The following is a 24,530-nucleotide window of genomic DNA, read 5'->3' as shown; positions in this document are numbered from 1 at the left end:
GTGGATCTACGGAGGTGTGGCGTGCGCCCTCACCGCCCGTGCGGGTCGGGCCGGTGATGCACGTACTCGACCACGGTGCCATCGGGATGCACCGCATTGAAGGCCGCCCCGGTCGGTACCACCTGCAACGGGAAGATGATCTCGGCGCCAGCCGCGACCAGTTTGTCGTGATAGGGCCGAACGTCGTCGACCAGCAATGTCCCCGTGGTTGAGGTGAACGGCGCCAGCGCCTCATCGCACCCTTCGATCAACAGGAATGCACCGACCATGGCCAGGCGTAATCCGGCCTCCGGAAACGGGAACCCCGCATCGGCCACCACGCCCTGCAGCTGCTCGTAGAACGCCACGCTGCGCTCCAGCTCACCGGGGGCCACGAACACCCGGATCAGCACGCGCGGCGCGCGCTGGCTGGACGTATCGCAGCGGTCACGCCAGAGATGGTCGAAGTCGCGGTGGACGGTCATGGGCTCGGTTCGTGGCCAGGGATCTCCATTATCGGCAGCCCCGCGCGGCGCACTGATGACCGCCGGTGATGGCCTGATAACCACTGGCCGGGTTGCCCCTGTGACTTAGGTCCTGTTGACAGGTGTGAACGCCCTCGCACAATCTTCACATGATTGGGTCGCCCTGCGCGGCCCGGGCAGGCAGGTTGTCACGCCGGGAGGAGGGTCCCGCGCGCAGACCGGCCCGTCCTTCGGCCTGCGGGACGTTGCCTGGCAACCCCTGCGCGGCATGAACGCTGCACCCTTCGGCGGCACTTTCCCTGGACCGATTGCCTTGGCAACGGAATTACGCTCGCCGATGAAAACGTTTACAAAGCCGCTCGCCCTGTCCCTGGCCCTGTCTGTCGCACTGGCCGCCCCGGCCTGGGCCGACCCCGCCGCGTTCACTGTGCTGACCCTGGAACAGGCCCCGACCGCCGAGGCGATGCCGGCCCTGGCCGCCCAGCTGAAGACCCTGCAGGTGGACGCGGTCAGCGTGCGCCAGGTGCAGCGCGGCATCGGCCAGGTCGACCCGCTGCAGGTGCTGGCTGATGGCCTGGGCTACCAGTACCGCTTCATTGCTGCGGGCAAGGACGATGGCCAGACCCAGCGCGGCCAGGCCGTGCTGACCCGGCTGCCGATCGCCGCTGAATCCGGTCCGGACCAGCCGGGCCTGAATTACCTGCGCCTGGACGATGGCCGCCACACCGTGGCGGTCTACACCGATGCCGGCGCAGGTGCCGCACAGCTGCCGGCGCTGGTCACCCGTTCGCGGTTGGGCGCACCGGCGGTGCTGCTCGGCGCGGTGGCCGGTGAATCGGCCAAGGCCGCAGGTTTCGATCCGGCGCGTGTGGCGCTGGAAGCCGATGCCAGCTACTTCAGCGACGGCTTCCAGGCCGCCAGCAGTGCACCGTTCAAGGTGGAAGGCAGCACCCTGCGCGCCACCCTGTTGACCCTGGGCTATGCCGCCGACAAGCACGGCGACACGCCGTGGATGGACACCACCCTCAATGCCGATGCGCGCGCCGCGCTGCTGCTGAAGGCGATGACCGAGGACGAGAAGTTCCAGATGCTGCACAGCTACTTCGGGCTGGGCAAGGATGGCGGCAAGCTGCCGGAAGGCGCGGTGGGTTCGGCCGGCTTCGTGCCGGAAGTGGCGCGCCTGGGCATTCCGTCGCAGCAGTCGGCCGATGCCGGTGTGGGCGTGACCAATCCGGGCGGCATCCGCCCGGGTGATTTCGCCACGGCCATGCCGTCGGGCCCGTCCACCGCGTCCACCTGGAATCGCGCTGTAGCCTTCGCCGGTGGCGCCACGATGGGCCGCGAGGCGTGGCAGCAGCGCTTCAACATCCTGCTGTCGGGCAGCGTCAACCTGCAGCGCGACCCGCGCAACGGCCGCAACTTCGAATACGCCGGTGAAGATCCGCTGCTGGCCGGTTCGATGGTCGGCGCGCTGATTCAGGGCGTGCAGAGCCAGCACGTGATCTCCTCGATGAAGCACTTCGCGCTGAACGACATGGAGACCCGTCGCAACTTCCACGACGTGCGCATTGGCGAACAGGCCATGCACGAGTCGGACCTGCTGGCCTTCGAGATCGCGCTGGAAGCGGGCCGCCCGGGCGTGGCGATGTGCTCGTACAACAAGATCAACGGCACCTACGGCTGCGAGAACGGCTACCTGATGAACCAGGTGCTGAAGCAGGAATGGAAGTTCCCCGGTTTCGTGATGTCCGACTGGGGCGGCGTGCACAGCGGCTCGAAGGCGGCGCTGGCCGGCCTGGACCAGCAGTCGGCCGGTGAAGTGTTCGACGCGGCGGTGTTCTTCGATGAGCCGCTGCGCCTGGCCGTGCATGGCGGCGTGGTGCCGCAGGCGCGCCTGAACGACATGGTGGCGCGCATCCTGCGCACGATGTTCCTGCATGGCAACTTCGACAATCCGCCGCAGCACCAGAAGGTGGATGCCGAGGCCGGCTTCGCCGTGGCACAGCGTACGGTGGAAGAGGGCAGCGTGCTGCTGCGCAATGAAGGCAACCTGCTGCCGCTGGCCGACAGCGTGAAGCGCATCGTCATCATCGGCGGCCATGCCGACAAGGGCGTGATCGGTGGTGGTGGTTCGTCGATGGTGGGCGTGACCGCCAAGGGCACCAACGCGGTGCCGGGCGTGATGCCGACCACCTGGCCGGGCCCGGTGATCTTCCATCCGTCCTCGCCGCTGGAATCGCTGCGCGCCGCGCGCCCGGACGCGACCATCGCGTATGTGGATGGCAGCAATACTGCCGCTGCGGCCAAGGCCGCCGCGCAGGCCGACGTGGCCATCGTGTTCGCCACCCAGTGGGCCGCCGAATCGGTGGACCTGCCGGACATGCAGCTGCCGGACAACCAGGATGCGCTGATTTCGGCGGTGGCCAAGGCCAACCCGAAGACCGTACTGGTACTGGAAACCAACGGCCCGGTGCGCACGCCGTGGCTGGCACAGGTGCCGGCGATGCTGCAGGCCTGGTACCCGGGCATCCGCGGTGGCGAAGGCATTGCCGCATTGCTGACCGGCCAGGTCAATGCGTCCGGCCGCCTGCCGGTGACCTGGGTGACGGACGAATCGCAGCTGCCACGCCCGCACATCGACGGTCTCGGTTTCAAGCCGGCCAAGCCGTTCGGTGATGTGTTCGATTTCGATATCGAAGGCGCCAACGTCGGCTACAAGTGGATGGCGGCCAAGGGCCTGACCCCGACCTTCGCCTTTGGCCACGGCCTGTCCTACACCTCGTTCGCCTACGAGAACCTGAAGGTGAGCGTGGAAGGCTCGCGCCTGGTCGCCAGCGTCGACATCCGCAACACCGGCAAGCGTGCCGGTGCCGATGTGGCACAGCTGTACCTGAAGCTGCCCGCCGGCAGCACCACGCCGATCCGCCTGATCGGCTATGACAAGGTGAACCTGCAGCCGGGCGAACAGCGTCGCATCCGCATCGAAGCCGAGCCGAAGACCCTGGCTCATTACGATGCACGGGCGCGCCAGTGGAAGATCGACGGCGGTACCTATCAGGTGCAGCTGTCGCGCAATGCCGCCGAGCCTCTGCAGACGGTGGACGTGCAGCTGGTGGAGCAGGTGCTGCGCTGATGCCTGAAGACACGGCCCGCACAGGGCCGTGTCTGAAAAAGGGGACGGAGGGGATTAAGTCGTTTATGCACAAACGACTTAATCCCCTCCGTCCCCTTTTTTCATTTGCCAAACCACCCGCGCAGGAAATCAATCAGCTGCCGCACCTTCGGTGAGGGCTGCGTGCTGTGCGGGTAGACCGCGTACACGCTCTGCTGCGGGAAGCGATGCTGGCGCAGTACCGGTCGCAGCCGACCCTGGGCCAGATCGTCCTCGATCAGCCAGCGTGGCAGCACGGTGACCCCGGCGCCGGCCACAGCGAAAGCGCGCAGGCTGCTGGCACCATCCACGCGCACCACCGCATTGCCCGGGTTGGTGGCAAACAAGGCGTCGCTGCCATCCGGCGCCACCACCGGCACATCGGCCAGACGCGGGTAGCCCAGGCGGGGCAGGGTGCCCAGCTGCACCGGATCATCCACGGCATCGGCCGAGGGCAGGCGTGCCAGCAGCAATGGAGCGGCCACTGCGCACAGCGGATGCCGTTCCAGTTCATTGGCATGCAGCCCCGAGTCCGGCAGGCGGCCGAGGCGGATCGCCAGATCGAAGCGTTCGGGAATCAGGTCGGCCGGTGCCGGTGAGGTCGACAGGTGCAGCTGCAGCGCCGGGTGCCGTGCACGGAACGTCTCCAACGCGGGAATCAAGCGTAGCTGGGCGTACTCCGGCGTGGTGGTCAGGCGCAGCACGCCCTGCAGCTGGTGCTGGTCGCGGCGCGCGGCATCGATCGCTGCCTGTGCGGCGTCCAGCGCCTGCACGCAGTGCTGCAGGAATTGTTCGCCGGCCTCGGTCAGGGCCAGGTGGCGGGTACTGCGCAACAGCAGGGTCACGCCCAGCTCCTGCTCCAGCCGCTTCAGGTTGAAGCTGACCACCGCACGGCTGAGGCCGAGGCGATCGGCGGCAGCGGTCAGGCTGCCGGCCTCGACCACTGCACGGAAGATATCGAATCGATCGAGGCTGACCATGGCAATTCATTGTCAAAGCAGATTTGACAGTGTTGCAGTTGCTGTCGTGTTTTTCCAACAAGGCTCGCACGGCATGCTGGCCGCTTCCCTGCTGGAGCGTCGCCGATGCCGTCCCCCCGCCTGCGCCATGAGGCGATCTTCCTGCTGGTGTTCGCCCTGGACCTGGTCAACATGTTCATCGCCACGGTGGCTTATCCGGCATTGTCGGCGGAACTGCACGCCGATGTCGGTACCCTGGCCTGGGTCGGCACCGCCTACATGCTGGGCCTGAGCGTGGTGATTCCGCTGGCGCCGTGGCTGGCCGCGCGCTGCGGCGAGCGTCGCTTGCTGCTGGCGGCCCTGCTGCTGTTTGCGTTGGCGGCGGCATTGGCCGGCGCAGCACCGGGCATCGGCTGGCTGCTGGGCTGGCGCCTGCTGCAGGGGCTGGCCGGCGGCCTGCTGATTCCGGTGGCGCAGGCGGCGGCCTACCGCCAGTGCACGCCCGAGCAGCGTGGCGCGCTGACCCGCCGCATCCTGCTGGTGGCGCTGCTGGTGCCGGCATTGGCGCCAGCGTTGGGCGGGCTGCTGGTCCAGTGGTTGTCCTGGCGCGGCGTGCTCTGGGCCAGCCTTCCGTTGGCGGTGGTGGCAATCGGCCTGGTGCTGGCCTGGATGCCGGCCGATGGCGCGCGCAGTGCGCCGCGCCTGCAGGCCTATGCGCTGTCCACCGCAATGCTGGCGCTGGGTGCGCTGCTGCTGGCGCTGACCTGGCTCGGCGAGACGGGACATCGGGCCGCAGGCACCGTGTTGCTGCTGGTCGCGCTGCTGCTGGCGGCGGCCCACCTGCGCCACGCACGCAGGCAAGTGCAGCCGCTGCTGCGCTGGTCCCTGCTGTCCCATCGTGGGCTGCGCCTGGCGATGCTGATCTATCTGGCCGTACCCGGTGTATTCATCGGCAGCCAGCTGGTCAGTACCCTGCAGCTGCACCAGGCCGGTTACAGCGCGGCACGCATCGGTGCGTTGATGCTGCCGTGGGCGCTGGCTTCGGCGATCGCGATCACGGCCAGCAAGCGTCTGCTGGCCCGTTTCGGTGCAGCCAGAGTGTTGCGTGCGGGCATGGTCCTGCAGGCGAGCGGCCTGCTGTTGATGGCGCTGCTGCCGCAGCCGGCCTTCGCGTTGGCCGGGATGTTGTTCGCGCTGATGGGCGCCGGCGGCAGCTTGTGCAGCAGTACCGCGCAGACGCTGGCCTTCCATGGCGTGGAAGCGGAGGCGCTGGGCGATGCCAGCGCTCTCTGGAATCTCAATCGCCAGCTCAGCTTCTGCCTGGGCACCGCGGCCATCGCGTTGCTGCTGGCACTGGCCATGCAATGGCTGCCGGCTTACGCCACGCACGTGGCGCTGGGGCTGGCCGCCGTACTGACCCTGCTGCCGATGGCGCTGCTGCGCCGGCCGCAGAGGTTCACCCTTTCGCAACCGGAGAACACCTGATGGATACCACCGCAGAACATGAAATCCACCACCTGCATGACAAGCTGCAGGCCTGGTTCCGTGCCGAGGTTGGCGCGGATGCGCTGGATGATCTGATGGCGCATTTCTGCGCGGACTTCAGTATGGTCGGCATCACTGGGCGCAGGTTGGATCGCGATGCCGTGCAAGCGTTGTTCGCGGGTGGTCATGGCGCGCGCCCAGGCCTGCAGATATACATCGAAGCCCTGCAGGCAGTGGATGTGCCGTCGCCGCTGGCAGTGCTGCGCTATCGCGAAGGGCATTCGGTGGGTGAAGGGGCGGTTGCCTGGCGCGAATCGCTGGCGGTGCTGCGGGTGGAACAGGGGCGTTGGCGATGGTTGGCGCTGCATGAAGTGCCGGTGGCCTGACCGGTAGTGCCGGCCGCTGGCCGGCAACCGCGTAGCGCGCCCCAGGATCATGAAGTTGCCGGCCAGCGGCCGGCACTACCGGTCGTCGGCGAGCGCAGCGGCGCCGGAGGCACATGTGCCATCAGTCCTGCCTGCATCCGCCGCAGAATGCAAAGCCCGCCCACACTTCACGGATCAAGGCAGGAGTAGGCTTGAGACTTTCCTGCCGGGAGGGGTTGTCCATGCGTGTGCGTGCCGTTGCTGTAGCCATCGCCCTTTGCCTGTCCAGCACCGTGCTGGCCGCCGATACCCCGCCGATGACCCCGGACATCAGCGGCAAGCCCTTCGTTGCACCCGATGTCGGCCGCGATTACGACAAGCGCGTGGTGATGGTGCCGATGCGTGATGGCACCAAGCTGTATACGGTGATCGTGGTGCCCAAGGGCGCCCGCAACGCGCCGATCCTGCTGACCCGCACTCCTTACGATGCCGCTGGCCGCGCCAGCCGCAGTGATTCGCCGCGCATGCGCGATCTGCTGCCGCAGGGCGACGAGGTATTCGTCGACGGTGGTTACATCCGCGTGTTCCAGGACATCCGTGGCAAGTACGGCTCCGAAGGCGATTACGTGATGACGCGGCCACTGCGCGGGCCGTTGAACAACACCAAAGTCGACCACTCCACCGACGCCTGGGACACCATCGACTGGCTGGTGAAGAACGTGCCGGAGAGCAACGGCAGGGTCGGCATGCTCGGCTCGTCGTACGAGGGTTTCACCGTGGTGATGGCGCTGACCGACCCGCATCCGGCACTGAAAGTGGCCGCACCGCAGAGCCCGATGGTCGATGGCTGGATGGGCGACGACTGGCTCAACTACGGTGCGTTCCGCCAGGTCAACTTCAACTACTTCGCGATGCAGACCGAGAAGCGCGGCAAGGGTACGCCGCTGCCCAGTCTCGGCTATGACGACTACAGCACGTTCCTGCGCATCGGTTCGGCCGGCGACTACGCGCGTTTCACCGGCGTGGACCAGCTGACCTGGTGGAAGAAGCTGGTCGAGCATCCGGCCTATGACGGCTTCTGGCAGGGCCAGGCGCTGGATGCGGTGATGGCGAAGACACCGTTGAAGGTGCCGACCATGTGGCTGCAGGGCCTGTGGGACCAGGAGGACATGTGGGGTGCCAACCACGCCTACCAGGCGATGGAAGGGCGCGACAGTGGCAACAACCGCAATTACCTGGTGATGGGCCCGTGGCGGCACAGCCAGGTGAACTACAGCGGCAGCGAACTGGGCGCGCTGAAGTTCGATGGCGATACCGCGTTGCAGTTCCGTCGCGACGTGCTCAAGCCGTTCTTCGACCAGTACCTGGTGGATGGCGCGCCGAAGGCCGACACGCCGCCGGTGCTGATCTACAACACGGGCGAAAACCACTGGGACCGCTTGAAGGGTTGGCCGCGCAGCTGCGACAAGGGTTGCGCCGCCAGCAGCAAGCCGCTGTACCTGCGCGCCGGCGGCAAGTTGGCGTTCCAGGCGCCGGCGGCGGGTGAGGGCGACTTCGGGGAATACGTGTCCGACCCGGCAAAGCCGGTGCCATTCGTGCCGCGTCCGGTCCGCTTCGGTGACCGCGACATGTGGACCACCTGGCTGGTCAAGGACCAGCGCTTTGTCGATGGTCGTCCGGACGTGCTGACCTTCATCACCGAACCGCTGACCGTGCCGTTGCGCATCGGCGGCGCGCCTGTGGTGCACCTGCAGGCCTCCACCAGTGGCACCGACAGCGACTGGGTGGTGAAGCTGATCGACGTGTATCCGGACCAGGAAGCGTCGACGCCGGAGATGGGGGGCTACGAGCTGCCGGTGTCGCTCGCGATCTTCCGCGGCCGCTACCGCGAGAGCTTCAGCGATCCGAAGCCACTGGCGGCGAACCAGGTGCTGCCGTACCGCTTCGATCTGCCCAACGCCAACCACACCTTCCAGAAGGGGCACCGGGTGATGGTGCAGGTGCAGTCCAGCCTGTTCCCGCTGTACGACCGCAACCCGCAGACCTACGTGCCTAACGTCTACCTGGCCAAGCCGGGCGATTACCAGAAGGCTACACAGCGGGTCTGGCACAGCGCGGCGCAGGCCAGTTACATCGATCTGCCGGTGTACTGAGGCGAAGGGGGTGACGCCGGGCATGGCCCGGCGCTACCCAAGGATGTGCGGTGTCGGTAGCGCCGGGCCATGCCCGGCGGCGTTGGTAGTGCCGGCCGCTGGCCGGCATCCGCGATGGCGCAGGAGCGTGTCGACCAAGGTCGACACCTACCAAGGCTGGGCCATGGCATCCCGATCGACCAAGATCGACACCTGCCAGGGCACAGGCCTTCAGCCCACCTTCGAGGGGCCCGTGCGCCAGCGGCTGGGTACCAGGCCGAAGCGCTTGCGGAATGCCGCGGCGAAGTTGCTGGGGTGGCGGTAACCGCTGGCGGCAGCTGCCTGCTCAACCGTCCAGCCGTCTTCGCGCAGTCCCTGTTCGGCGTGGCGCATGCGTTGTTCGTGCAGGTAGTCGAACACCGAGCAGCCGTACTGCTGGGCGAAATGACGGCGCAGCGAGCTCGGGCTCATGCAGGCCAGCTGGGCCAGTTCGATCAGGCTGTGGGTGTGGCTCGGATCGTCATGCAGGTAGGCACGCACACGTTCCAGCCGCTCGCGCTGGCCGGCCCGCAGCGTTCGTACATGGTCGGTCTGCAGATCCTCGGCCTTCAGGCCAACGGCCAGCAGCTGCAATGCAACGCCTTCGCGCCACAACGCGTCAATGCCGTCCTGCCAGGGGCTGTCGAACAGCTGCCCGAGCACCGGCAGCAGGGTGTGCGGAATCGCCCAATGGCGGCATTCCAGGTGCGTGTTGAGCGCGGTCTCCAGTTGCGGCAGCTTGAACAGGTCCGGATCGATCTCGCCCGGCACCATCACACTGACGCCGCGCATGCGCGTTTCGCCAGGATGCGCACCCGTCATCTCGACCTGTTCGCGGTGGTGCGCGGTCATCGCCGTGCCAGCGCGCAGGGTGAAACCAGCGCGTCGCGGAATGCGCACATCGACCTCGCCCTGCAACATCACGCGGATGGCCAGGCCGGGACTCTGCTGGGCGGTGGCGACATAGGGAAAGCGATTATGGACGTCGGAGGCGATCAGGCTCATGCCGCCGCGCAGGAACTGTTCGTTGACCTCGCCATGGCCGGCCCACTGGTCGTCGCGCAGGTGTTCCGGGTCGGCGCGGTAATCGAAGCCATGGCGGTGGCCGAAGCGGCGGTAATCAGCAAAAGTGAAATATCGGGACATCGCTCGGCACGTGCATTGGAGGTGGACGCTGGCATTACCTCGCCCACGCGCTCTGCAAAGCAGATGCAGATCCGGTCGTTACCCGTGCAGACATGCTGGGAAGCAATGGCGTGGGCACTCTGGATGGTGGGGAAACACCAGGTTGAATGGAATGTTTCGAAGAAACTGGAAGCGTTTCCCATTGTCGCCTCGATTCGCGCGCTTTTGATTTCAATATGGTCAAAACGATTGACGATTACGGCCAAAGTGAAAATGCCGCCGAACATACGCCGGCGTTTTGCATGCATATGCGTACGCAATTCCATACATCAACTTGAGTTGAGGTTTCATTGCTGGAACGATCGTCTGCAGACGCGATGTCAGCCAGGCCATCACGGGCACGCGCGTAGGGTGGGGCGGTTGGCTGTTGCAGGCCACTTCGATACCCCCTACTGATGGAGAACGCAGATGATTGACTACCAGCTCACCGGCAAGACCGCGATCGTGACCGGCGGCGTGTCCGGTATCGGCTTGGCCGTGGCGCAGACCCTGGCGGCGTCCGGCGCGCGGATCTCGGTCTGGGATCTGAAGCAGGATGCGGTGGATGCCACCGTGGCGCAGTTGCGCGACGACGGTGCACAGGCCATCGGCATCGCGCTGGACGTCACTGACGACGCTGCGGTAGAGGCAGCAGTGCAGCGCACGATCAAGGAACTCGACGGCCTGCATGTGGCGGTCAACAACGCCGGTATCGGCGGGCCAGCTGCCAGCAGCGGTGACTATCCGATCGATGGTTGGCAGCGGGTAATCGACGTCAACCTCACCAGCGTGTTCCTGTGCCAGCGTGCGCAGATCCAGGCGATGAGGGCGGCCGGAACCGGCGGCAGCATCATCAACATGGCCTCGATCCTGGGCCAGGTGGGCTATGCCGGCTCCACTGCGTACGTGGCGGCCAAGCACGGCGTGGTCGGGCTGACCCGGACCGCAGCGTGGGAACACGCGACCGACGGTATCCGTGTCAACGCGGTTGGCCCGGGCTTCATCAGTACGCCGCTGCTGGAGAAGATGGACCCGAAGGTGCGCGCCACGCTGGAAGGTCGCCACGCGTTGAAGCGGCTGGGCACGGCCGAGGAAGTGGCGGCGCTGGTGGCCTGGCTGGCCAGCGACGATGCCTCGTTCGCGACCGGCACCTACTACGCCATCGATGGCGGTTATCTGGCGCAGTAACCGGATGCAACAGGGATACACATGGCGGTGATCAGTAGATCCACGCCATGCGTGGATGAACCCGTGCGGTGAAGAGGGCGTGCCACCGTCTTCACCCCTGTCCCACGGCCGCCGAGCAACGCTCCGGGAAACTTCCGGAGGCCCACAATGGAACTCACCCAGGACATGTCCATTCTGCTGCGCGTAGCCGCAGCGATGCTGTTCGGCGGCGTGCTCGGCGTCGAGCGCGAGATGGGCAAGCACGCCGCCGGCCTGCGCACGCACATGCTGATCGCCGGTGCCGCGGCACTGATTGTCGGTCTCGGTGATTCGGTGGCCGAACATTTCCAGCAGGAGCGCTACCGCGACCTGCTGCAGGTCGATCCGGTGCGCCTGATCGAAGCGGTAGTGGCCTGTGTCGGGTTTGTTGCCGCCGGCACCATCCTGCGTGGGTCACGCGAGGACCAGGTCAGCGGCCTGACCACGGCCAGCTCGCTGATCATGGCCGCGGCCATCGGCATCGCCGTGGGCATCGGCAAGTACCTGATTGCCATCGGGGTGAGCGTGCTGTGCGTGCTGGTGCTGGCGGTGATGCGCCGGTTGGAGAAAAGGATTTCGTAAGGAATCCCGAGTTGCCGGCCAGCGGCCGGCGCTACCAAGGCGTTATAATGGTCGGACCAATACTGCGTCTAGCCCTATGGTCTAATAGGCTCTTCGTCGCAGTGGCGGTTAAATCCGCTGCAAGTGGTCTGATCGAAATCATTATTGGTAAGACCAATAATCGACGGCCACGGCGATCCACCGTCTGCGGTGGAGCACATCCCGCCCCAGACGAGAGCCCCCATGCAGCCCTGGCAACACCTGTACGACCCCGCCGGCAACCTGTGGTTGTCCAGCCTGATCGCGCTGCTGCCGATCGCGTTCTTCTTCATTGCCTTGGCCGTGCTGCGCATGAAGGGCTGGCTGGCCGGCACGATCACCGTGGCCATCGCGCTTGGCGTGGCCCTGCTGTTCTACCGCATGCCGCTGAGCCAGGCGCTGGGCGCGGCCGGTTTCGGCTTCGTCTACGGCCTGTGGCCGATCGCCTGGATCATCATCGGAGCGGTGTTCCTCTACAAGGTCTCGGTCAAGACCGGTCAGTTCGACATCATCCGCGCTTCGATCCTGTCGGTCACCGAAGACCAGCGCCTGCAGATGCTGATGGTCGGTTTCGCCTTCGGTGCCTTCCTGGAGGGCGCGGCCGGTTTCGGTGCGCCGGTGGCGATCACGGCGGCACTGCTGGTCGGGCTGGGCTTCAAACCGCTGTATGCCGCCGGCCTGTGCCTGATCGTCAACACCGCGCCGGTGGCGTTCGGTGCAATGGGCATTCCGATCATCGTGGCCGGGCAGGTCACCGGCCTGGATGCGTTCGAGATCGGCCAGATGGCCGGCCGCCAGCTGCCGTTCCTGACCATCATCGTGCTGTTCTGGATCATGGCGATCATGGATGGCTGGCGCGGCATCAAGGAAACCTGGCCGGCGGTGCTGGTTGCGGGTGGCTCGTTCGCCATCGCGCAGTACCTGACCTCCAACTTCATTGGCCCGGAACTGCCGGACATCACTGCGTCGCTGGCGTCGTTGGTCTGCCTGACCCTGTTCCTGCGCCGCTGGCAGCCGGTACGGATCTTCCGCTTCGATACCGAAACCAGCGCCGAGGCGGCCGCACAGGCACTGGAGGCACCGCGCTACAGCGTCGGCCAGACTGCCAAGGCGTGGTCGCCGTTCCTGATCCTCACCGCGATGGTTACGCTGTGGAGCATCAAGCCGTTCAAGTCGCTGTTCGCGGCGGGTGGCCCGTTGGAAAGCTGGGTGCTGAAGCTCCCGGTGCCGGGCCTGGACCAGATGGTGCAGAAGATGCCGCCGATCGTGGACGCGCCGCTCAGCTATGAGGCGGTCTATAAATTCGACTGGTTCTCGGCCACCGGCACCTCGATCATCCTCGCGGCGGTGATCGCGATCATCGCGCTGCGCATGCCGACCCGGTCGGCGCTGCAGACCTTCGGCGAAACCGTGCGTGAGCTGCGCATGCCGATCTACTCGATCGGCATGGTGCTCGCCTTTGCCTTCATCGCCAACTATTCGGGTCTGTCGGCAACGCTGGCACTGGCGTTGGCGCACACCGGCGACGCGTTCCCGTTCTTCTCGCCGTTCCTGGGCTGGCTGGGCGTGTTCCTGACCGGCTCGGACACCTCGTCCAATGCGCTGTTCTCGGCGCTGCAGGCCACTACCGCGCAACAGATCGGTGTGTCCGACGTGCTGCTGGTGGCGGCCAACACCACCGGCGGAGTCACTGGCAAGATGATCTCGCCGCAGTCGATCGCCATTGCCTGCGCGGCGGTCGGCCTGGCCGGCAAGGAATCGGACCTGTTCCGCTTCACGGTCAAGCACAGCCTGATCTTCACCACGATGGTCGGCCTGATCACCCTGGCCCAGGCCTACTGGCTGACCTGGATGATTCCCTGAGCCATGCCGCGCGGTCTGGCCCTCTGTTGCGCGCTTCGGGCCACAATGGCGCCATGAGCACGCAACGTATTTCGGACAAGGTGGCCGCGCAGCTGCGCGGCCTGGTGCAGGAACAGCGGCTGCAGCCGGGCGACCGGCTGCCGGCCGAGCGCACCCTGGCGGTGCAGTTGGGGGTCTCGCGCACCGCACTGCGCGAGGCCATCGCGCAGCTGGCCAGCCAGGGCCTGCTGACCGCACGCGTCGGTGGCGGCACCTACGTGGCCGAACCTGCGGCGCGCGCGCGGCAGGCGCTGGATGAACCGCTGGCGCCGTACCTGCCGCTGTTCCAGGGCGACCCGGAGTACCGCTTCGACGTGCTGGAGATCCGCCACGCGCTGGAAGGTGCCACCGCCTGGCATGCGGCGCTGCGTGCCACCGACGAGGACCGCACGCGCATCGCGCAGGCCTTCCAGACCATGATGGACGCACACGGCAAGGACGACCCCGCCGGCGAAGCGGAGGCTGACGCGGCCTTCCATCTGTCCATCGCCGAGGCCTCGCACAACCTGGTGCTGCTTCAGGTGATGCGCGGCCTGTTCGATCTGCTGCAGACCAACATCTCGCAGAGCCGCGAAAAGCTCTATACCTCGGCGCGGACCTTCTCGCCGTTGTCCGACCAGCACCGCGAGATGATGGACGCGGTACTGGCTGCTGACCCCGAACGCGCGCGCGCCGCCGCGCATGCCCACCTCGAGTTCGTGCACACCACGCTGCGCACCCTCGACGACAACGAAGCCCGGCGTGCGCGGGCCTCGCGTCTACCTTCCCCACACGGTTGACCCCATGATCATCTCCGCCTCCACCGATTACCGTGCCGCAGCCGAACGCCGGCTGCCGCCGTTCCTGTTCCACTACATCGATGGCGGCGCGTATGCCGAGCACACGCTGAAGCGCAACGTTTCCGACCTGTCCGACATCGCGCTGCGCCAGCGCATCCTGCGCAACATGTCCGACCTGAGCCTGGAAACCGAGCTGTTCGGCGAAAAGCTGGCGATGCCGGTGGCGCTGGCGCCGGTCGGCCTGACCGGCATGTATGCCCGGCGCGGTGAAGTACAGGCGGCGCGCGCGGCCGACAGCCGTGGCATCCCGTTTACGCTGTCCACCGTATCGGTGTGCCCGATCGAGGAAGTGGCACCGGCCATCCAGCGGCCGATGTGGTTCCAGCTGTATGTGCTGCGCGACCGTGGCTTCATGCGCAATGCGCTGGAGCGGGCACAGGCCGCGGGCGTGACTACGCTGGTGTTCACCGTGGACATGCCGGTGCCGGGCGCGCGCTACCGCGATGCACACTCCGGCATGAGCGGCCCGAACGCCTCGCTGCGCCGCATCGGCCAGGCCATCACCCATCCGCACTGGGCCTGGGACGTCGGCCTGTTCGGCCGCCCGCATGATCTGGGCAATATTTCCACCTACCGTGGCAACCCGACCGGGCTGGAGGACTATATCGGCTGGCTGGGCAGCAACTTCGATCCCTCCATTTCGTGGAAGGACCTGGAGTGGATCCGCGAATTCTGGAAGGGGCCGATGGTGATCAAGGGCATCCTTGATCCGGATGACGCGCGTGATGCGGTCAAGTTCGGTGCCGATGGCATCGTGGTCTCCAACCACGGTGGCCGCCAGCTGGACGGCGTGCTGTCCACCGCGCGCGCATTGCCGGCCATCGCCGATGCCGTGCAGGGCGATCTGAAGATCCTCGCCGATTCGGGCATCCGCACCGGCCTGGACGTGGTGCGCATGCTGGCGCTGGGTGCCGATACCGTGCTGCTGGGCCGTGCCTTCGTCTATGCACTGGCCGCGCAGGGCGAGGCCGGCGTGGCCAACCTGCTGGACCTGATCGCCAAGGAAATGCGCGTGGCGATGACACTGACCGGCGCGCGTCGCATCGCCGATATCGGGCGCGATTCGCTGGTCAGCCTGCCATGAGTGGCCACGATGACGTGCTGGCGCAGTTGCGCGACGCAGTCGGCAGCCGCCATGTACTGACCGGCGACAAGGCCACGCGCCGCTTCCGTCGTGGCTATCGTTTCGGCGACGGCCCGGTGCTGGCGGTGGTGCGCCCGGGTACCTTGCTGGAACTGTGGCACGTACTGCAGGCGGCGGTGCAGGGTGGGGCGGCGATCATCCTGCAGGCGGCCAATACCGGCCTGACCGGCGGCTCGACCCCGGATGGCAACGACTACGGGCGGCCGATCGTGCTGGTCAGTACGCTGCGCCTGACCGGCATCCAGCTGTTGAACGATGGCCGCCAGGTGCTGTGCCTGCCCGGTGCAACGCTGGACCGCCTTGAGCAGGCGCTGGCACCGCTGGGCCGCGAACCGCATTCGGTGATCGGCTCGTCCTGCATCGGCGCCTCGGTGCTGGGCGGCATCTGCAACAACTCCGGCGGCGCGCTGGTGCGCCGTGGCCCGGCCTACACCGAGCTGGCGCTTTACGCGCAGGTCGATGCGCAGGGGCAGCTGCAGCTGGTCAACCATCTGGGCATCGCGCTGGGCGATACGCCCGAACAGATCCTGCAGCGCCTGCAGGCCGCCGACTATGCTGCTGCCGACGTGGGTGACGGCGACGGCCGCGCCGCCTCCGATCCACGCTACGCCGACGAAGTGCGCCGGGTCGATGCCGATACCCCGGCGCGCTTCAACGCTGACCCCAGCCGCCACTTCGAAGCTGCCGGTTCGGCCGGCAAGCTGGCGGTGTTCGCGGTGCGCCTGGATACCTTCGAAAAGGAGGCCGCCGAGGTCTTCTATATCGGCAGCAACCGCACCGACAGCCTCACCGTGATCCGGCGCCAGCTGCTGACCGGATTCCAGCGCCTGCCGATTGCCGGCGAGTACATCCACCGCGATGCCTATGACATCGGCGAGCGCTACGGCAAGGACAGCTTCCTGTTGATCGACAGGCTTGGCACTTCCCGAGTGCCCGCCGCGTTCGCATTGAAGAGCAGGGTCGATGGCTGGTTCGAACGGCTGGGCCTGCGCGGGGTGACCGACCGGGCGATGCAGGTGCTGACCGGCCTGCTGCCCTCGCACCTGCCCAAGCGCATGGGCGAGTTCCGCCAGCGCTACGAGCATCATCTGTTGCTGAAGGTCTCTGCGCAGGACGCAGCGGAAACCGAGGCCTGGCTGCGCGGTTTCTTCGCCGGGCACGAAGGCGGGTATTTCCACTGCACAGCGGAGGAGGGACGCAAGGCGTTCCTGCATCGCTTCGCGGTGGCCGGTGCCGCGGTGCGTTACCGCGAAGTGCATCGCGACCAGGTGCAGGACATCGTCGCGCTGGACATCGCCCTGCGCCGTGATGACGCCGACTGGTTCGAGCAGCTGCCGGCCGATATCGACGGCCGCCTGCTGCACAAGCTGTATTACGGGCACTTCCTGTGCCACGTGTTCCACCAGGACTACATCGCGCGCAAGGGCGAAGACCCGATGGCGATCGAGCATGCGATGTGGTCGCTGCTGGACCAGCGCGGCGCCGAGTACCCGGCCGAGCACAACGTCGGCCACCTGTACCCGGCCAAGCCGGCGCTGGCCGGGTTCTACAAGCAGCTGGACCCGAGCAATACGTTCAATCCGGGCATCGGCCAGACGTCGAAAGCCAAGGGCTGGGGTGGCTGCGACTGCGGATGATGTAGAGCCGAGCCGGCGCTCGGCTGATGCTTGTGGAGAGAAGCAGTCGAGCATGGCTCGACTCTACAAAGTGAATGTCGAGCAGGCTCGACGCGCCCGGGCAACGGTTACCATCGGAAGCCCAACCGCAGGAGCCATCCATGCCCACCGCTGCCGCCCGCGCCACCCTGTGCGTTGTACTGCTGGCTTCCCCGGTGCTGGCGCTGGCGCAGGGCTCGATCCTGCCGCAGCAGCGTGACGCCGCCGGCAATGTGATGGAGCCGCTGGGGCAGGTGCTGGAACAGAGCGGGCAGGGCGAGGCGCGCATGCAGTACTGCACCCTCGACCGTGCCTGGTGCGTGCGCGTGCAGCCGGTGGCCGAGGATGGTGACCGGCCGATCGTGCTGGAAGTCTCTGAAAGAGTGGCCGGCGAAAGCGAGCCGCACCTCTACCACGTCAGCATCGACGTGCCGCAGGAAAGCGAGCTGTCGCTGTGGCCATGGATCGTGCGGCTGGCCCCTGGCGTGGGCAGCGATGAACGAGTGACCGACCCGCAGCAGCGCGCCCGCCAGAACGTGCTGGTGGGTGGCATCGTCAAGTTCAGCACCATGTACTCCGGTGGAGGGGCCGATGCGTCCACGCTGCAGTTGGCACGCGTGCGCCACCTGCAGGACGACATCCAGGTGGACGACGACGTGTTGACCGTGCCATGGCTGGGCAATGCGATGATCCGCGCCTGTTTCAGCGAGCAGGACATGAGGCAGCGCGCAGGTGCCTGCCACGACGAATACGGGTTCTCGGCGAAGCTGGCGCTGGATACGACTGCCAAGGGCATGCCGGTGCTTCGCTATCAGACGGTGGCAACCCGCTTCCCGGCCGGCGTTTCACGCTTCGAGGATTCGCTGGCCAAGGGGCCGCTGAAGAAGAAGGATCTGCGCAGCGAGCAGGACCCGGCGTGCACCTATACGCGGCAGTTCCACTTCAGCGATGGGGTGTTCCACCCCGACCAGGCGCTGCCGGACTGCGCCGGCTATACCGAACCCTGAACCCTGTAGAGTCGAGCCGTGCTCGACTCGGGTTCTCGCGTGGCCCGACCGGAGAGCAGCCGAGCGTGGGCTCGGCTCTACGAAAACTGAGGAGGCGCTTACTCGCAGCGCGTGGACGTGATGATGTTGTCCTTGTCCACGAACACGCGCAGGCGGTCCTGGCGGATGTCCTTGGTGGTGATGGTGCTGGGACCGATCGGGTTGACCAGGCCGGCACCGCTCTCGCTGGACAAGCGGCGGATGTTGGGCTCATTGGCTGGCTGGCCGATGGCCCAGCCGAGCTGGCTGGCATCGCAGCGGCCGCTGCCTTTGACTTCCGGACCAGGCGTGCTGACACAGGCCGACAGCAGCAGGGCAGAGGCCGGCAGCAACAGGGACAGACGGAATGCAGACATGCGAGCGCTCCTGCGCAGGGAAGATGGCGGGAACGATAGCACCCGGCGTGCGAAAGGCGTCAGCGTCGCGGTCATTGCCGGCACAGCGTGGCCGTTGCATAGTGAGAGGAATGACTGGCACCACGCCAGTGGGCAGGCCGGGCTCTTCCGGCACAGGTATTGGATACGGTATGACGGCAGGCAGTTTCGGCGGGAAGCACAAGACGATGACGGTGCTGGCGTTGTCGTTGCTGGGCGTGGCGTTTGCCGCCTCCGCTGCCGATCCGGAGCCCGCGCCGGTCGAAACCCCGGTATTCGGCGCCTGGCGCAACCTGCAGACCGAGGCCGGCTACACGCCGGCCCAGCGCGACCTCGCCTTTGCCATGCTGCCGCAGGCCGCCACCCGCGGTGATCGATTCGCCATTGTCGACCGTGAGGGCAAGCGCGCGGTGTGCTGCCTGCAGGTGGCCAGTCCGTCGCTGGGCGTGGCCGCGCTGCGCGAGCAGTACCACCTGCCGCAGGCCTGGGTGACCGACCTGAGCAACGGCCGCAGCCCGGCGCGCCCCTATCTGCCGCACGTCTATGCGATGCAGCGGGTGGACGAGCTGGCCGATTACGGCTTCGCCGATGTGCCGGGGGCCTACAGTGACCTGGGCGGCCTGCTGATTCCGGAAGGTGCCGCGTTGGAGGCCGACGGCAGCGCCGTGCGCCTGGGTGACACTCGCTATCCGCTGCATTTCCAGCGCCAGCCCCACGCCGATGACGATGGCGCGCTGGACCGCTACAGCCTTCAGGCCGGCGAAGGTGCCGCCCCGATCGTGGTTGAAGTGCCGTTCGGCACCTACTGATTGCAGCACCGCACTGGCTAGAATGCAGCGCGGCGCCGTCTGCCGTGCCTGTTCCGTGAGTCGTTGCCGTGTCCCTGCGCCCCTTCCTGCTGCCGTCCCTGCTGCTGTTGTCCGCCTGCGCCAGCGCGCCCCCGCCGCCGGCCCATTCCGATGCATTGTGGCGATTGATCGAACGTGACTGTCGAAGCGCCGAAGGCCCACGCGGCGACTGCCTGCGCGTGGAGACGGCCGCGGACCGCCGCGATGTGCTGATCAAGGACGCGCACGGCGACTACCAGTTCCTGCTGATGCCGCTGGACAAGGTCAGCGGCATCGAGAACCGCAGCCTGTACCAGCGTGGTGCACCGAACTACTTCGCCGCGGCCTGGCAGGCGCGCAGCCACACCGAACAGGCCCTGCGGCAACCGCTGCCGCGCAATGTCGCCAGCCTGGCGTTGAACTCGCCGCACGGCCGTTCGCAGCACCAACTGCATATCCACGTGGATTGCCTGCGTGCCGATGTACTGCAGGCGCTGGACGCACATGCCGCTGCCCTGGCCGGACAGTGGCAGCCGCTGCCGGTGTTGCTGCGCGGCCATCAGTACCAGGCCCGTCTGCTGCCGGGCGTAGAGTTGACCGCCAATCCGCTCAATCTATTGGCCTATGACCTCGCTGGCGTGGACGACGTGGGCCAGTGGAGCCTGGTGGTGGCCGGCCGGGACGCAGTGCAGGGCGGCCCGGGCTTCATTCTGCTGGCTACGCGTGTGGATGCCAGCACCGGCAACGAGGCCAGCGCCGAAGAGCTGCAGGACCACGCCTGCTCGGTGCTGACCGGCGCAGGCGCCTCGCTGGAGCGGGTCCGCTAACCCTGGGTCTGCTGGCGGCTGCGCCAGACCGGTGCGGTCAGCGCCAGCAACTGGCGATCCTGCCAGCCATCCAGATCCAGATGATGGTCGCGCAGCAGGCCTTCGTGCTCGAAGCCGAAGGCGTGCAGCGCAGTGGCGAACGGGTCGCTGCAGTCCGGCGGCAGCATCACGAACAGGCGGTGCAGGCCGACATCCTCGAACAGGAACGGGCACAGCGCCTGCAGTGTGGCCTCGGCATGCGGGTGCCAATGCTGCAGCGACAGCAGTTCGGCGCAGCGCGCGTGCAGTGATTGCAGGCGGACGTGCAGCTGGTCCAGCACGTTGCCGTGGTCATCATCGAAAACGCCCAGCAGCAGTTGGTCGTTGTCCTGTTCCAACCGCGAGCGATGCATGTGGGCGAGGAAGCGCGCTTCCTCATCGATGCCGGTCGGGTCGCGGCGGCCGCGCCGGCGGCGGTCATCGAACAGGCGCCAGCGCGGCAGATCGGCGCGCTGGAAGGGACGCAGAGTGACCGGCGGCACCTGCAGCTGCAGCAGATGGCGGCGCAGCACCGGGCGCAGCGATGGAAGGGGGGAAGTTGGGTACGGGGTCATCATCCCTGGAACGATGGCCGTGCTCGCACCGTCAAACCATTCAAAACATTGCAAAAGCGCCGCGGTCGTCCGGAACGGGTCTGATTCGGTTCAGGCATAAGCCCATCAGGGCTGGTCATTTCCGTTGAAACCACCCATTCAGGACACTTTCGTTACGGGATCGTTATGCGCCGCACAGGCCGCTGGCCCCGTACCACCACCCGCCCAACTCCCCCAGGAAGCCCATGTCCGCCTCCCACAAGGCGCCGCGCCCGCGTCCGCTGGTGCTCGCACTGTCGTCCCTGATGCTGGTCTCGCTGCCGGCCTTCGCGCAGGAAAGCGCACCCACCTCATTGCAGGAAGTGAAGGTCACCGGCTCGCGCATTCCGCGTGCGAGCGTCGAAGGGCCGTCGCCGGTGACGGTGATCAGCCGCGAGCAGATCGATGCGCAGGGCTACCGCAATGCCTTCGATGCGCTGAGCGCGCTGACCGAGAACACCGGCAACGTGCAGGGCGAGGACTTCGGCAACACCTTCACCCCGGCCGCCAACACCATCAACCTGCGTGGGCTGGGCCCGAACCGCACGCTGGTGCTGGTCAACGGCCGCCGCCAGGCCGACTACCCGCTGGCCTACGAAGGGTCGGTGAACGTGGTCAACCTGGCCAACATTCCCAGTGCGCTGATCGAGCGCATCGAGGTGCTGGCGGCTGGCGCGTCGGCCGTGTACGGCTCCGATGCCATCGCCGGCGTGGTCAACATCATTCTCAAGGACCGCTTTGAGGGTGTGGACGTGAATGTGCGCGCCGGTGGCACCCAGCAGGGCGGTGGCGACAACCAGCGCGCACAGGTGGTCGGTGGCAGTTCCGGCGAGCGCTGGGATGCGCTGTTCGGCTTCGAGTTCGATGTGCGCAAGGCGATCCACGCGCGGCAGCGCGACTTCATGGATTCGCTGGACGATGACCCGGCCGGCAAGGCACCGCAGGCGACCGCGATCGCCTATCGCCGCAATGCTGCCACCGGCCGCAACATCGATTCGGGCGTCAACGGCTGCGACGCAGCGTCGGACATCTACGGTGGCAGCGTGTTCCGTGCCTTCAACCCGCGCCAGGGCTGGTACTGCGGCAGCAACGAAGCCGCCGCCAGCTACTGGACCGTGCAGACCCAGAAGCGCAACCTCAACGGCTATGGCCTGCTGACCTTCCACGTCAACGAGACCACCGACGTATTCGCCGATCTGGCGGTAGGCAGTGCGCGGATCTACAACAACACCCGCGCCCCGACCTGGACGTCGGCGCGCAACTACTTCTACAACCAGACCACCGGCAACCTGGAAAGCTGGTACCGCCGCTTCGCACCGGAGGAAATCGGTGGCCTGCCACGCAATGCCAATCGTTTCCTGGAAAGCTCGTGGTCGTTCAACGTCGGCGCACGGGGCCAGATCGGCGACAGTGGCTGGGACTATGAGGCGGTCTACAGCCGCTCGCGTTACGAGAACCGTACCCGCCGCCCGGTGCTGCTGGCCGGCATCAACGAATACCTGCTCGGCCCGAAGCTGGGCGTGCGCGATGGCGTTGAGGTCTATGCACCGGACCCGGCACGCCTGTTCCAGCCGTTGACCCCGAACGAATACGAGGGCTTGTCCGACTACCAGGAAAGCCGCAATGCGGCGTGGCTGCAAACCTTCAGCGCCAGCGTCAACGGCCGCCTGTTCGCGCTGCCTGGCGGCGATGCGGCGTTGGCGGCGGTGGTCGAGGCCGGCAGCCAGGGCTATCGCAACCGCCCGGACCCGCGCCTGGGCAGTGGCGAGTTCTGGAACACCAGTGCAGGCGTCGGTGCCGGTGGCGAGCGTGACCGCTACGCCGCAGGTGTGGAGCTGCAGTTGCCGCTGCTGCAGTCGCTGACCACCACGCTGGCCGGCCGTTACGATCAGTACCGTGCCGGTGGCGAGCACATCGGCAAGGCGACCTGGAGCTTCGGCGTCGAGTTCCGTCCGATCGAGAGCCTGCTGATCCGTGGTACGGCGGCGACCAGTTTCCGGGCGCCGGACATGAACTACGTGTTCGCCACCGAAACCCGCGGCTACAACCCGGGCATGACCGATTACTGGCGCTGCCGCACCGCGGGCCAGTCGTACGACAACTGCGACTACAACGGCCTGTCGATCGATTACAGCAACCGCGCCAATGCACAGCTGCAGCCGGAATCGGCCAAGTCGTATGGCTTCGGCGTGGTCTGGTCACCGCTGGCCGGTCTGGATTTCAGTGCCGACTACTACGACATCCGCATCGACAACGAGGTGACCAGCCTCGATACCAGCCGCATCCTGCGTGACGAGGCTGATTGCCGCCTGGGCCGCACGCTGGGCGGCGAAGCGCGCGATATCGGTTCACCGCTGTGCCAGGACGCACTGTCGCGGGTGATCCGCAACCCGTCCAATGCAACCGTGCAGCCGGACCAGGTGACCCGTGTGCTGATCAATCCGATCAACGCGGCCTCCGAATCGGTTCGCGGCCTGGACCTGAAGGGCAACTGGCGTTTCGATGCCGGCCGCTATGGCCGCTTCACCACGCGCCTGGCCTATACCGTGGTGCTGGAGCATGAATACCGGCAGTTCTCCGATGATCCGGAGCGTGACATCCGCAATTCGCTGGATGACTACCAGTGGCGCAGCAAGGCCAACGGCAGCGTCACCTGGAACCAGGGTGACTGGACCACCACGCTGTACGGCAACCGCTTCGGCTCGCTGCCGAAAACCGACGGCAGTGGCCGCATCGCGCCGTACATGACGTACAACGCCAGCGTGTTCCGCCAGTTCGGCGAGAACCTGTCGGTGGGCGTGATCGTCAACAACCTGCGTGACAGCCGCCCGCCGGCGGACAAGAACGGGGGCGGCTGGCCGTTCTATCCGGTTGGCAATTACGACCCGTATGGCCGCCAGTACTGGGTGCAGCTGGACTACCGGTTCCGCTGATCGAGCAGACGAACGAAAGGCCCGGCATTGCCGGGCTTTTTGTTGTGCGATGCACATGTGCGAAGGCGCGCGAGCTGGCATGCTTCGGCCATCAAGACAAGGATGGCGGTCATGGGCGCAGGAAGAGCGTGTTTACTGGTTGGGGCGCTGTTGGTGACAGCGGGATGCGGCGGCGACAATGCCGGGGCGGCCGTGGGCAGTGCTGATGTTGCAGCCGCGCCGGTATCGGCAACCGCCGTTGCGCCGAAGGCACCGCTGGGCGACATGGCCGATGCGGGATCGGCGGCCCCGGGGCGAGCAGCAGCCCAGACGCTCGGTGCTGCACCGCCTGCGTTGACTGCCCATGGCACGGAGCCCACGACACGGGGGAGCCTGGACGGTGAAAACATGCTGATGAGTGAGGGTGCACTGTCCGATCAGGAGGCCGCTGAGGTCATCAGGTCCAGCAAGGCCTACGCACAGGCCTTGCAGCAGTTCGAGCATGATGCCGCGCGCAGTCCCGACGCGCAGGATCTGACCACGCTGTACCGCGCGGCAGTAGCACGCGCGCTGGGGCCGGACATGGCACTGGACTCCTTCGCTTGTGGCTACAGCCTGTGCATGGGCGAAATCCACAGCCGGAATGCCGACGGATTCAGCCGCTGGACCAGAACGTTCGGGGACGACCGTGCCGCGCCACAGTACGCCTTCATGAGTGGCGAATACCTGCAGGGCAGGGGGCAGTCGATCGGCCGTTTCGTGTTTTCCACCGACCCGGCGGCGAACGGCATTACGACGCGGTAGCGCCGGACCACGCCCGGCGACACA

The 24,530-nt window shown here is 66.7% G+C and carries 20 protein-coding genes; 15 read left to right on the top strand and 5 right to left on the bottom strand.

Features of this window, described 5'->3' with window-relative positions; translation table 11 throughout:
* Positions 1–29: 29 nt before the first annotated feature.
* Positions 30–464: a VOC family protein gene (locus ABR323_RS05175; protein ID WP_135274161.1), complete on the bottom strand. Its 435-nt coding sequence runs from the start codon at positions 462–464 to the stop codon at positions 30–32.
* A gap of 337 nt (positions 465–801) precedes the next feature.
* Here ABR323_RS05175 and ABR323_RS05170 point away from each other — a divergent pair, with 337 nt between their 5' ends.
* The gene (locus ABR323_RS05170) at positions 802–3,597 is read left to right on the top strand and encodes a beta-glucosidase (protein WP_439448502.1); all 2,796 of its coding nucleotides are present in this window, start codon (positions 802–804) and stop codon (positions 3,595–3,597) included.
* A 101-nt stretch (positions 3,598–3,698) separates the two neighbouring features.
* Here ABR323_RS05170 and ABR323_RS05165 read toward each other — a convergent pair whose 3' ends face one another.
* Positions 3,699–4,595, bottom strand: coding sequence for a LysR family transcriptional regulator (locus ABR323_RS05165; protein ID WP_439448501.1), 897 nt, complete (start codon positions 4,593–4,595; stop codon positions 3,699–3,701).
* Positions 4,596–4,700: 105 nt separating this feature from the next.
* Here ABR323_RS05165 and ABR323_RS05160 point away from each other — a divergent pair, with 105 nt between their 5' ends.
* The 3 genes from ABR323_RS05160 (at position 4,701) to ABR323_RS05150 (ending at position 8,577) form a co-directional block, all read left to right on the top strand.
* Positions 4,701–6,059, top strand: coding sequence for an MFS transporter (locus ABR323_RS05160; protein ID WP_439448500.1), 1,359 nt, complete (start codon positions 4,701–4,703; stop codon positions 6,057–6,059).
* Positions 6,059–6,445 (top strand): DUF4440 domain-containing protein, encoded by a 387-nt coding sequence (locus tag ABR323_RS05155; protein ID WP_135274157.1) that lies wholly within the window; start codon positions 6,059–6,061, stop codon positions 6,443–6,445. Before ABR323_RS05160 ends, ABR323_RS05155 begins: the two co-directional genes overlap by 1 nt.
* A 221-nt stretch (positions 6,446–6,666) precedes the next feature.
* Entirely contained in the window at positions 6,667–8,577 is a 1,911-nt protein-coding gene (locus tag ABR323_RS05150; protein ID WP_439448499.1) for a CocE/NonD family hydrolase, read from the top strand.
* A 210-nt stretch (positions 8,578–8,787) separates the two neighbouring features.
* Here the strand turns inward: ABR323_RS05150 and ABR323_RS05145 are convergent, their stop codons facing one another.
* On the bottom strand, positions 8,788–9,741 hold the full coding sequence (locus tag ABR323_RS05145) for a helix-turn-helix transcriptional regulator (RefSeq protein WP_439448498.1): 954 nt from the start codon (positions 9,739–9,741) through the stop codon (positions 8,788–8,790).
* A gap of 447 nt (positions 9,742–10,188) precedes the next feature.
* Here ABR323_RS05145 and ABR323_RS05140 point away from each other — a divergent pair, with 447 nt between their 5' ends.
* The 7 genes from ABR323_RS05140 to ABR323_RS05110 all read left to right on the top strand — a co-directional run bounded on the left by ABR323_RS05140 (position 10,189) and on the right by ABR323_RS05110 (position 18,112).
* Positions 10,189–10,947, top strand: coding sequence for an SDR family NAD(P)-dependent oxidoreductase (locus ABR323_RS05140; protein WP_439448497.1), 759 nt, complete (start codon positions 10,189–10,191; stop codon positions 10,945–10,947).
* A gap of 147 nt (positions 10,948–11,094) precedes the next feature.
* Positions 11,095–11,547, top strand: coding sequence for an MgtC/SapB family protein (locus ABR323_RS05135; protein WP_439448496.1), 453 nt, complete (start codon positions 11,095–11,097; stop codon positions 11,545–11,547).
* A gap of 222 nt (positions 11,548–11,769) precedes the next feature.
* Positions 11,770–13,428, top strand: a complete 1,659-nt coding sequence (gene lldP, locus ABR323_RS05130; RefSeq protein WP_439448495.1) for an L-lactate permease — start codon at positions 11,770–11,772, stop codon at positions 13,426–13,428.
* Between the two features lie 53 nt (positions 13,429–13,481).
* Positions 13,482–14,246, top strand: coding sequence for a transcriptional regulator LldR (lldR, locus tag ABR323_RS05125; protein WP_439448494.1), 765 nt, complete (start codon positions 13,482–13,484; stop codon positions 14,244–14,246).
* A 4-nt stretch (positions 14,247–14,250) separates the two neighbouring features.
* The gene (lldD, locus tag ABR323_RS05120; protein ID WP_439448493.1) at positions 14,251–15,390 is read left to right on the top strand and encodes an FMN-dependent L-lactate dehydrogenase LldD; all 1,140 of its coding nucleotides are present in this window, start codon (positions 14,251–14,253) and stop codon (positions 15,388–15,390) included.
* Complete coding sequence (gene dld / locus ABR323_RS05115; protein ID WP_439448492.1) at positions 15,387–17,087, top strand: D-lactate dehydrogenase; 1,701 nt, start codon at positions 15,387–15,389, stop codon at positions 17,085–17,087. The genes lldD and dld overlap by 4 nt, the downstream gene beginning before the upstream one ends.
* Positions 17,088–17,227: 140 nt before the next feature.
* Positions 17,228–18,112, top strand: a complete 885-nt coding sequence (locus ABR323_RS05110) for a hypothetical protein (protein WP_439448491.1) — start codon at positions 17,228–17,230, stop codon at positions 18,110–18,112.
* A 98-nt stretch (positions 18,113–18,210) separates the two neighbouring features.
* Here the strand turns inward: ABR323_RS05110 and ABR323_RS05105 are convergent, their stop codons facing one another.
* The gene (locus tag ABR323_RS05105) at positions 18,211–18,507 is read right to left on the bottom strand and encodes a hypothetical protein (protein ID WP_135274147.1); all 297 of its coding nucleotides are present in this window, start codon (positions 18,505–18,507) and stop codon (positions 18,211–18,213) included.
* Between the two features lie 170 nt (positions 18,508–18,677).
* Here ABR323_RS05105 and ABR323_RS05100 point away from each other — a divergent pair, with 170 nt between their 5' ends.
* Positions 18,678–19,334: a decarboxylase gene (locus ABR323_RS05100; protein ID WP_135274146.1), complete on the top strand. Its 657-nt coding sequence runs from the start codon at positions 18,678–18,680 to the stop codon at positions 19,332–19,334.
* Positions 19,335–19,402: 68 nt separating this feature from the next.
* Positions 19,403–20,179 (top strand): CDP-diacylglycerol diphosphatase, encoded by a 777-nt coding sequence (locus tag ABR323_RS05095; RefSeq protein WP_439448490.1) that lies wholly within the window; start codon positions 19,403–19,405, stop codon positions 20,177–20,179.
* On the opposite strand, the gene ABR323_RS05090 is transcribed toward ABR323_RS05095, so the two are convergent.
* On the bottom strand, positions 20,176–20,775 hold the full coding sequence (locus ABR323_RS05090) for a GNAT family N-acetyltransferase (RefSeq protein ID WP_439448489.1): 600 nt from the start codon (positions 20,773–20,775) through the stop codon (positions 20,176–20,178). The genes ABR323_RS05095 and ABR323_RS05090 overlap by 4 nt on opposite strands.
* A 221-nt stretch (positions 20,776–20,996) precedes the next feature.
* Between ABR323_RS05090 and ABR323_RS05085 the strand changes: the two genes are divergently transcribed.
* Positions 20,997–23,723, top strand: a complete 2,727-nt coding sequence (locus tag ABR323_RS05085) for a TonB-dependent receptor plug domain-containing protein (protein WP_439448488.1) — start codon at positions 20,997–20,999, stop codon at positions 23,721–23,723.
* Between the two features lie 111 nt (positions 23,724–23,834).
* The gene (locus ABR323_RS05080; RefSeq protein WP_439448487.1) at positions 23,835–24,506 is read left to right on the top strand and encodes a hypothetical protein; all 672 of its coding nucleotides are present in this window, start codon (positions 23,835–23,837) and stop codon (positions 24,504–24,506) included.
* Positions 24,507–24,530 lie beyond the last annotated feature (24 nt).

Origin of the sequence: Stenotrophomonas sp. ATs4 (assembly GCF_051861585.1) — a bacterium.
In the GTDB taxonomy this organism is placed as follows: Bacteria; Pseudomonadota; Gammaproteobacteria; order Xanthomonadales; family Xanthomonadaceae; genus Stenotrophomonas; species Stenotrophomonas maltophilia_AS.
This window is presented reverse-complemented; position numbering and strand designations above follow the sequence as displayed.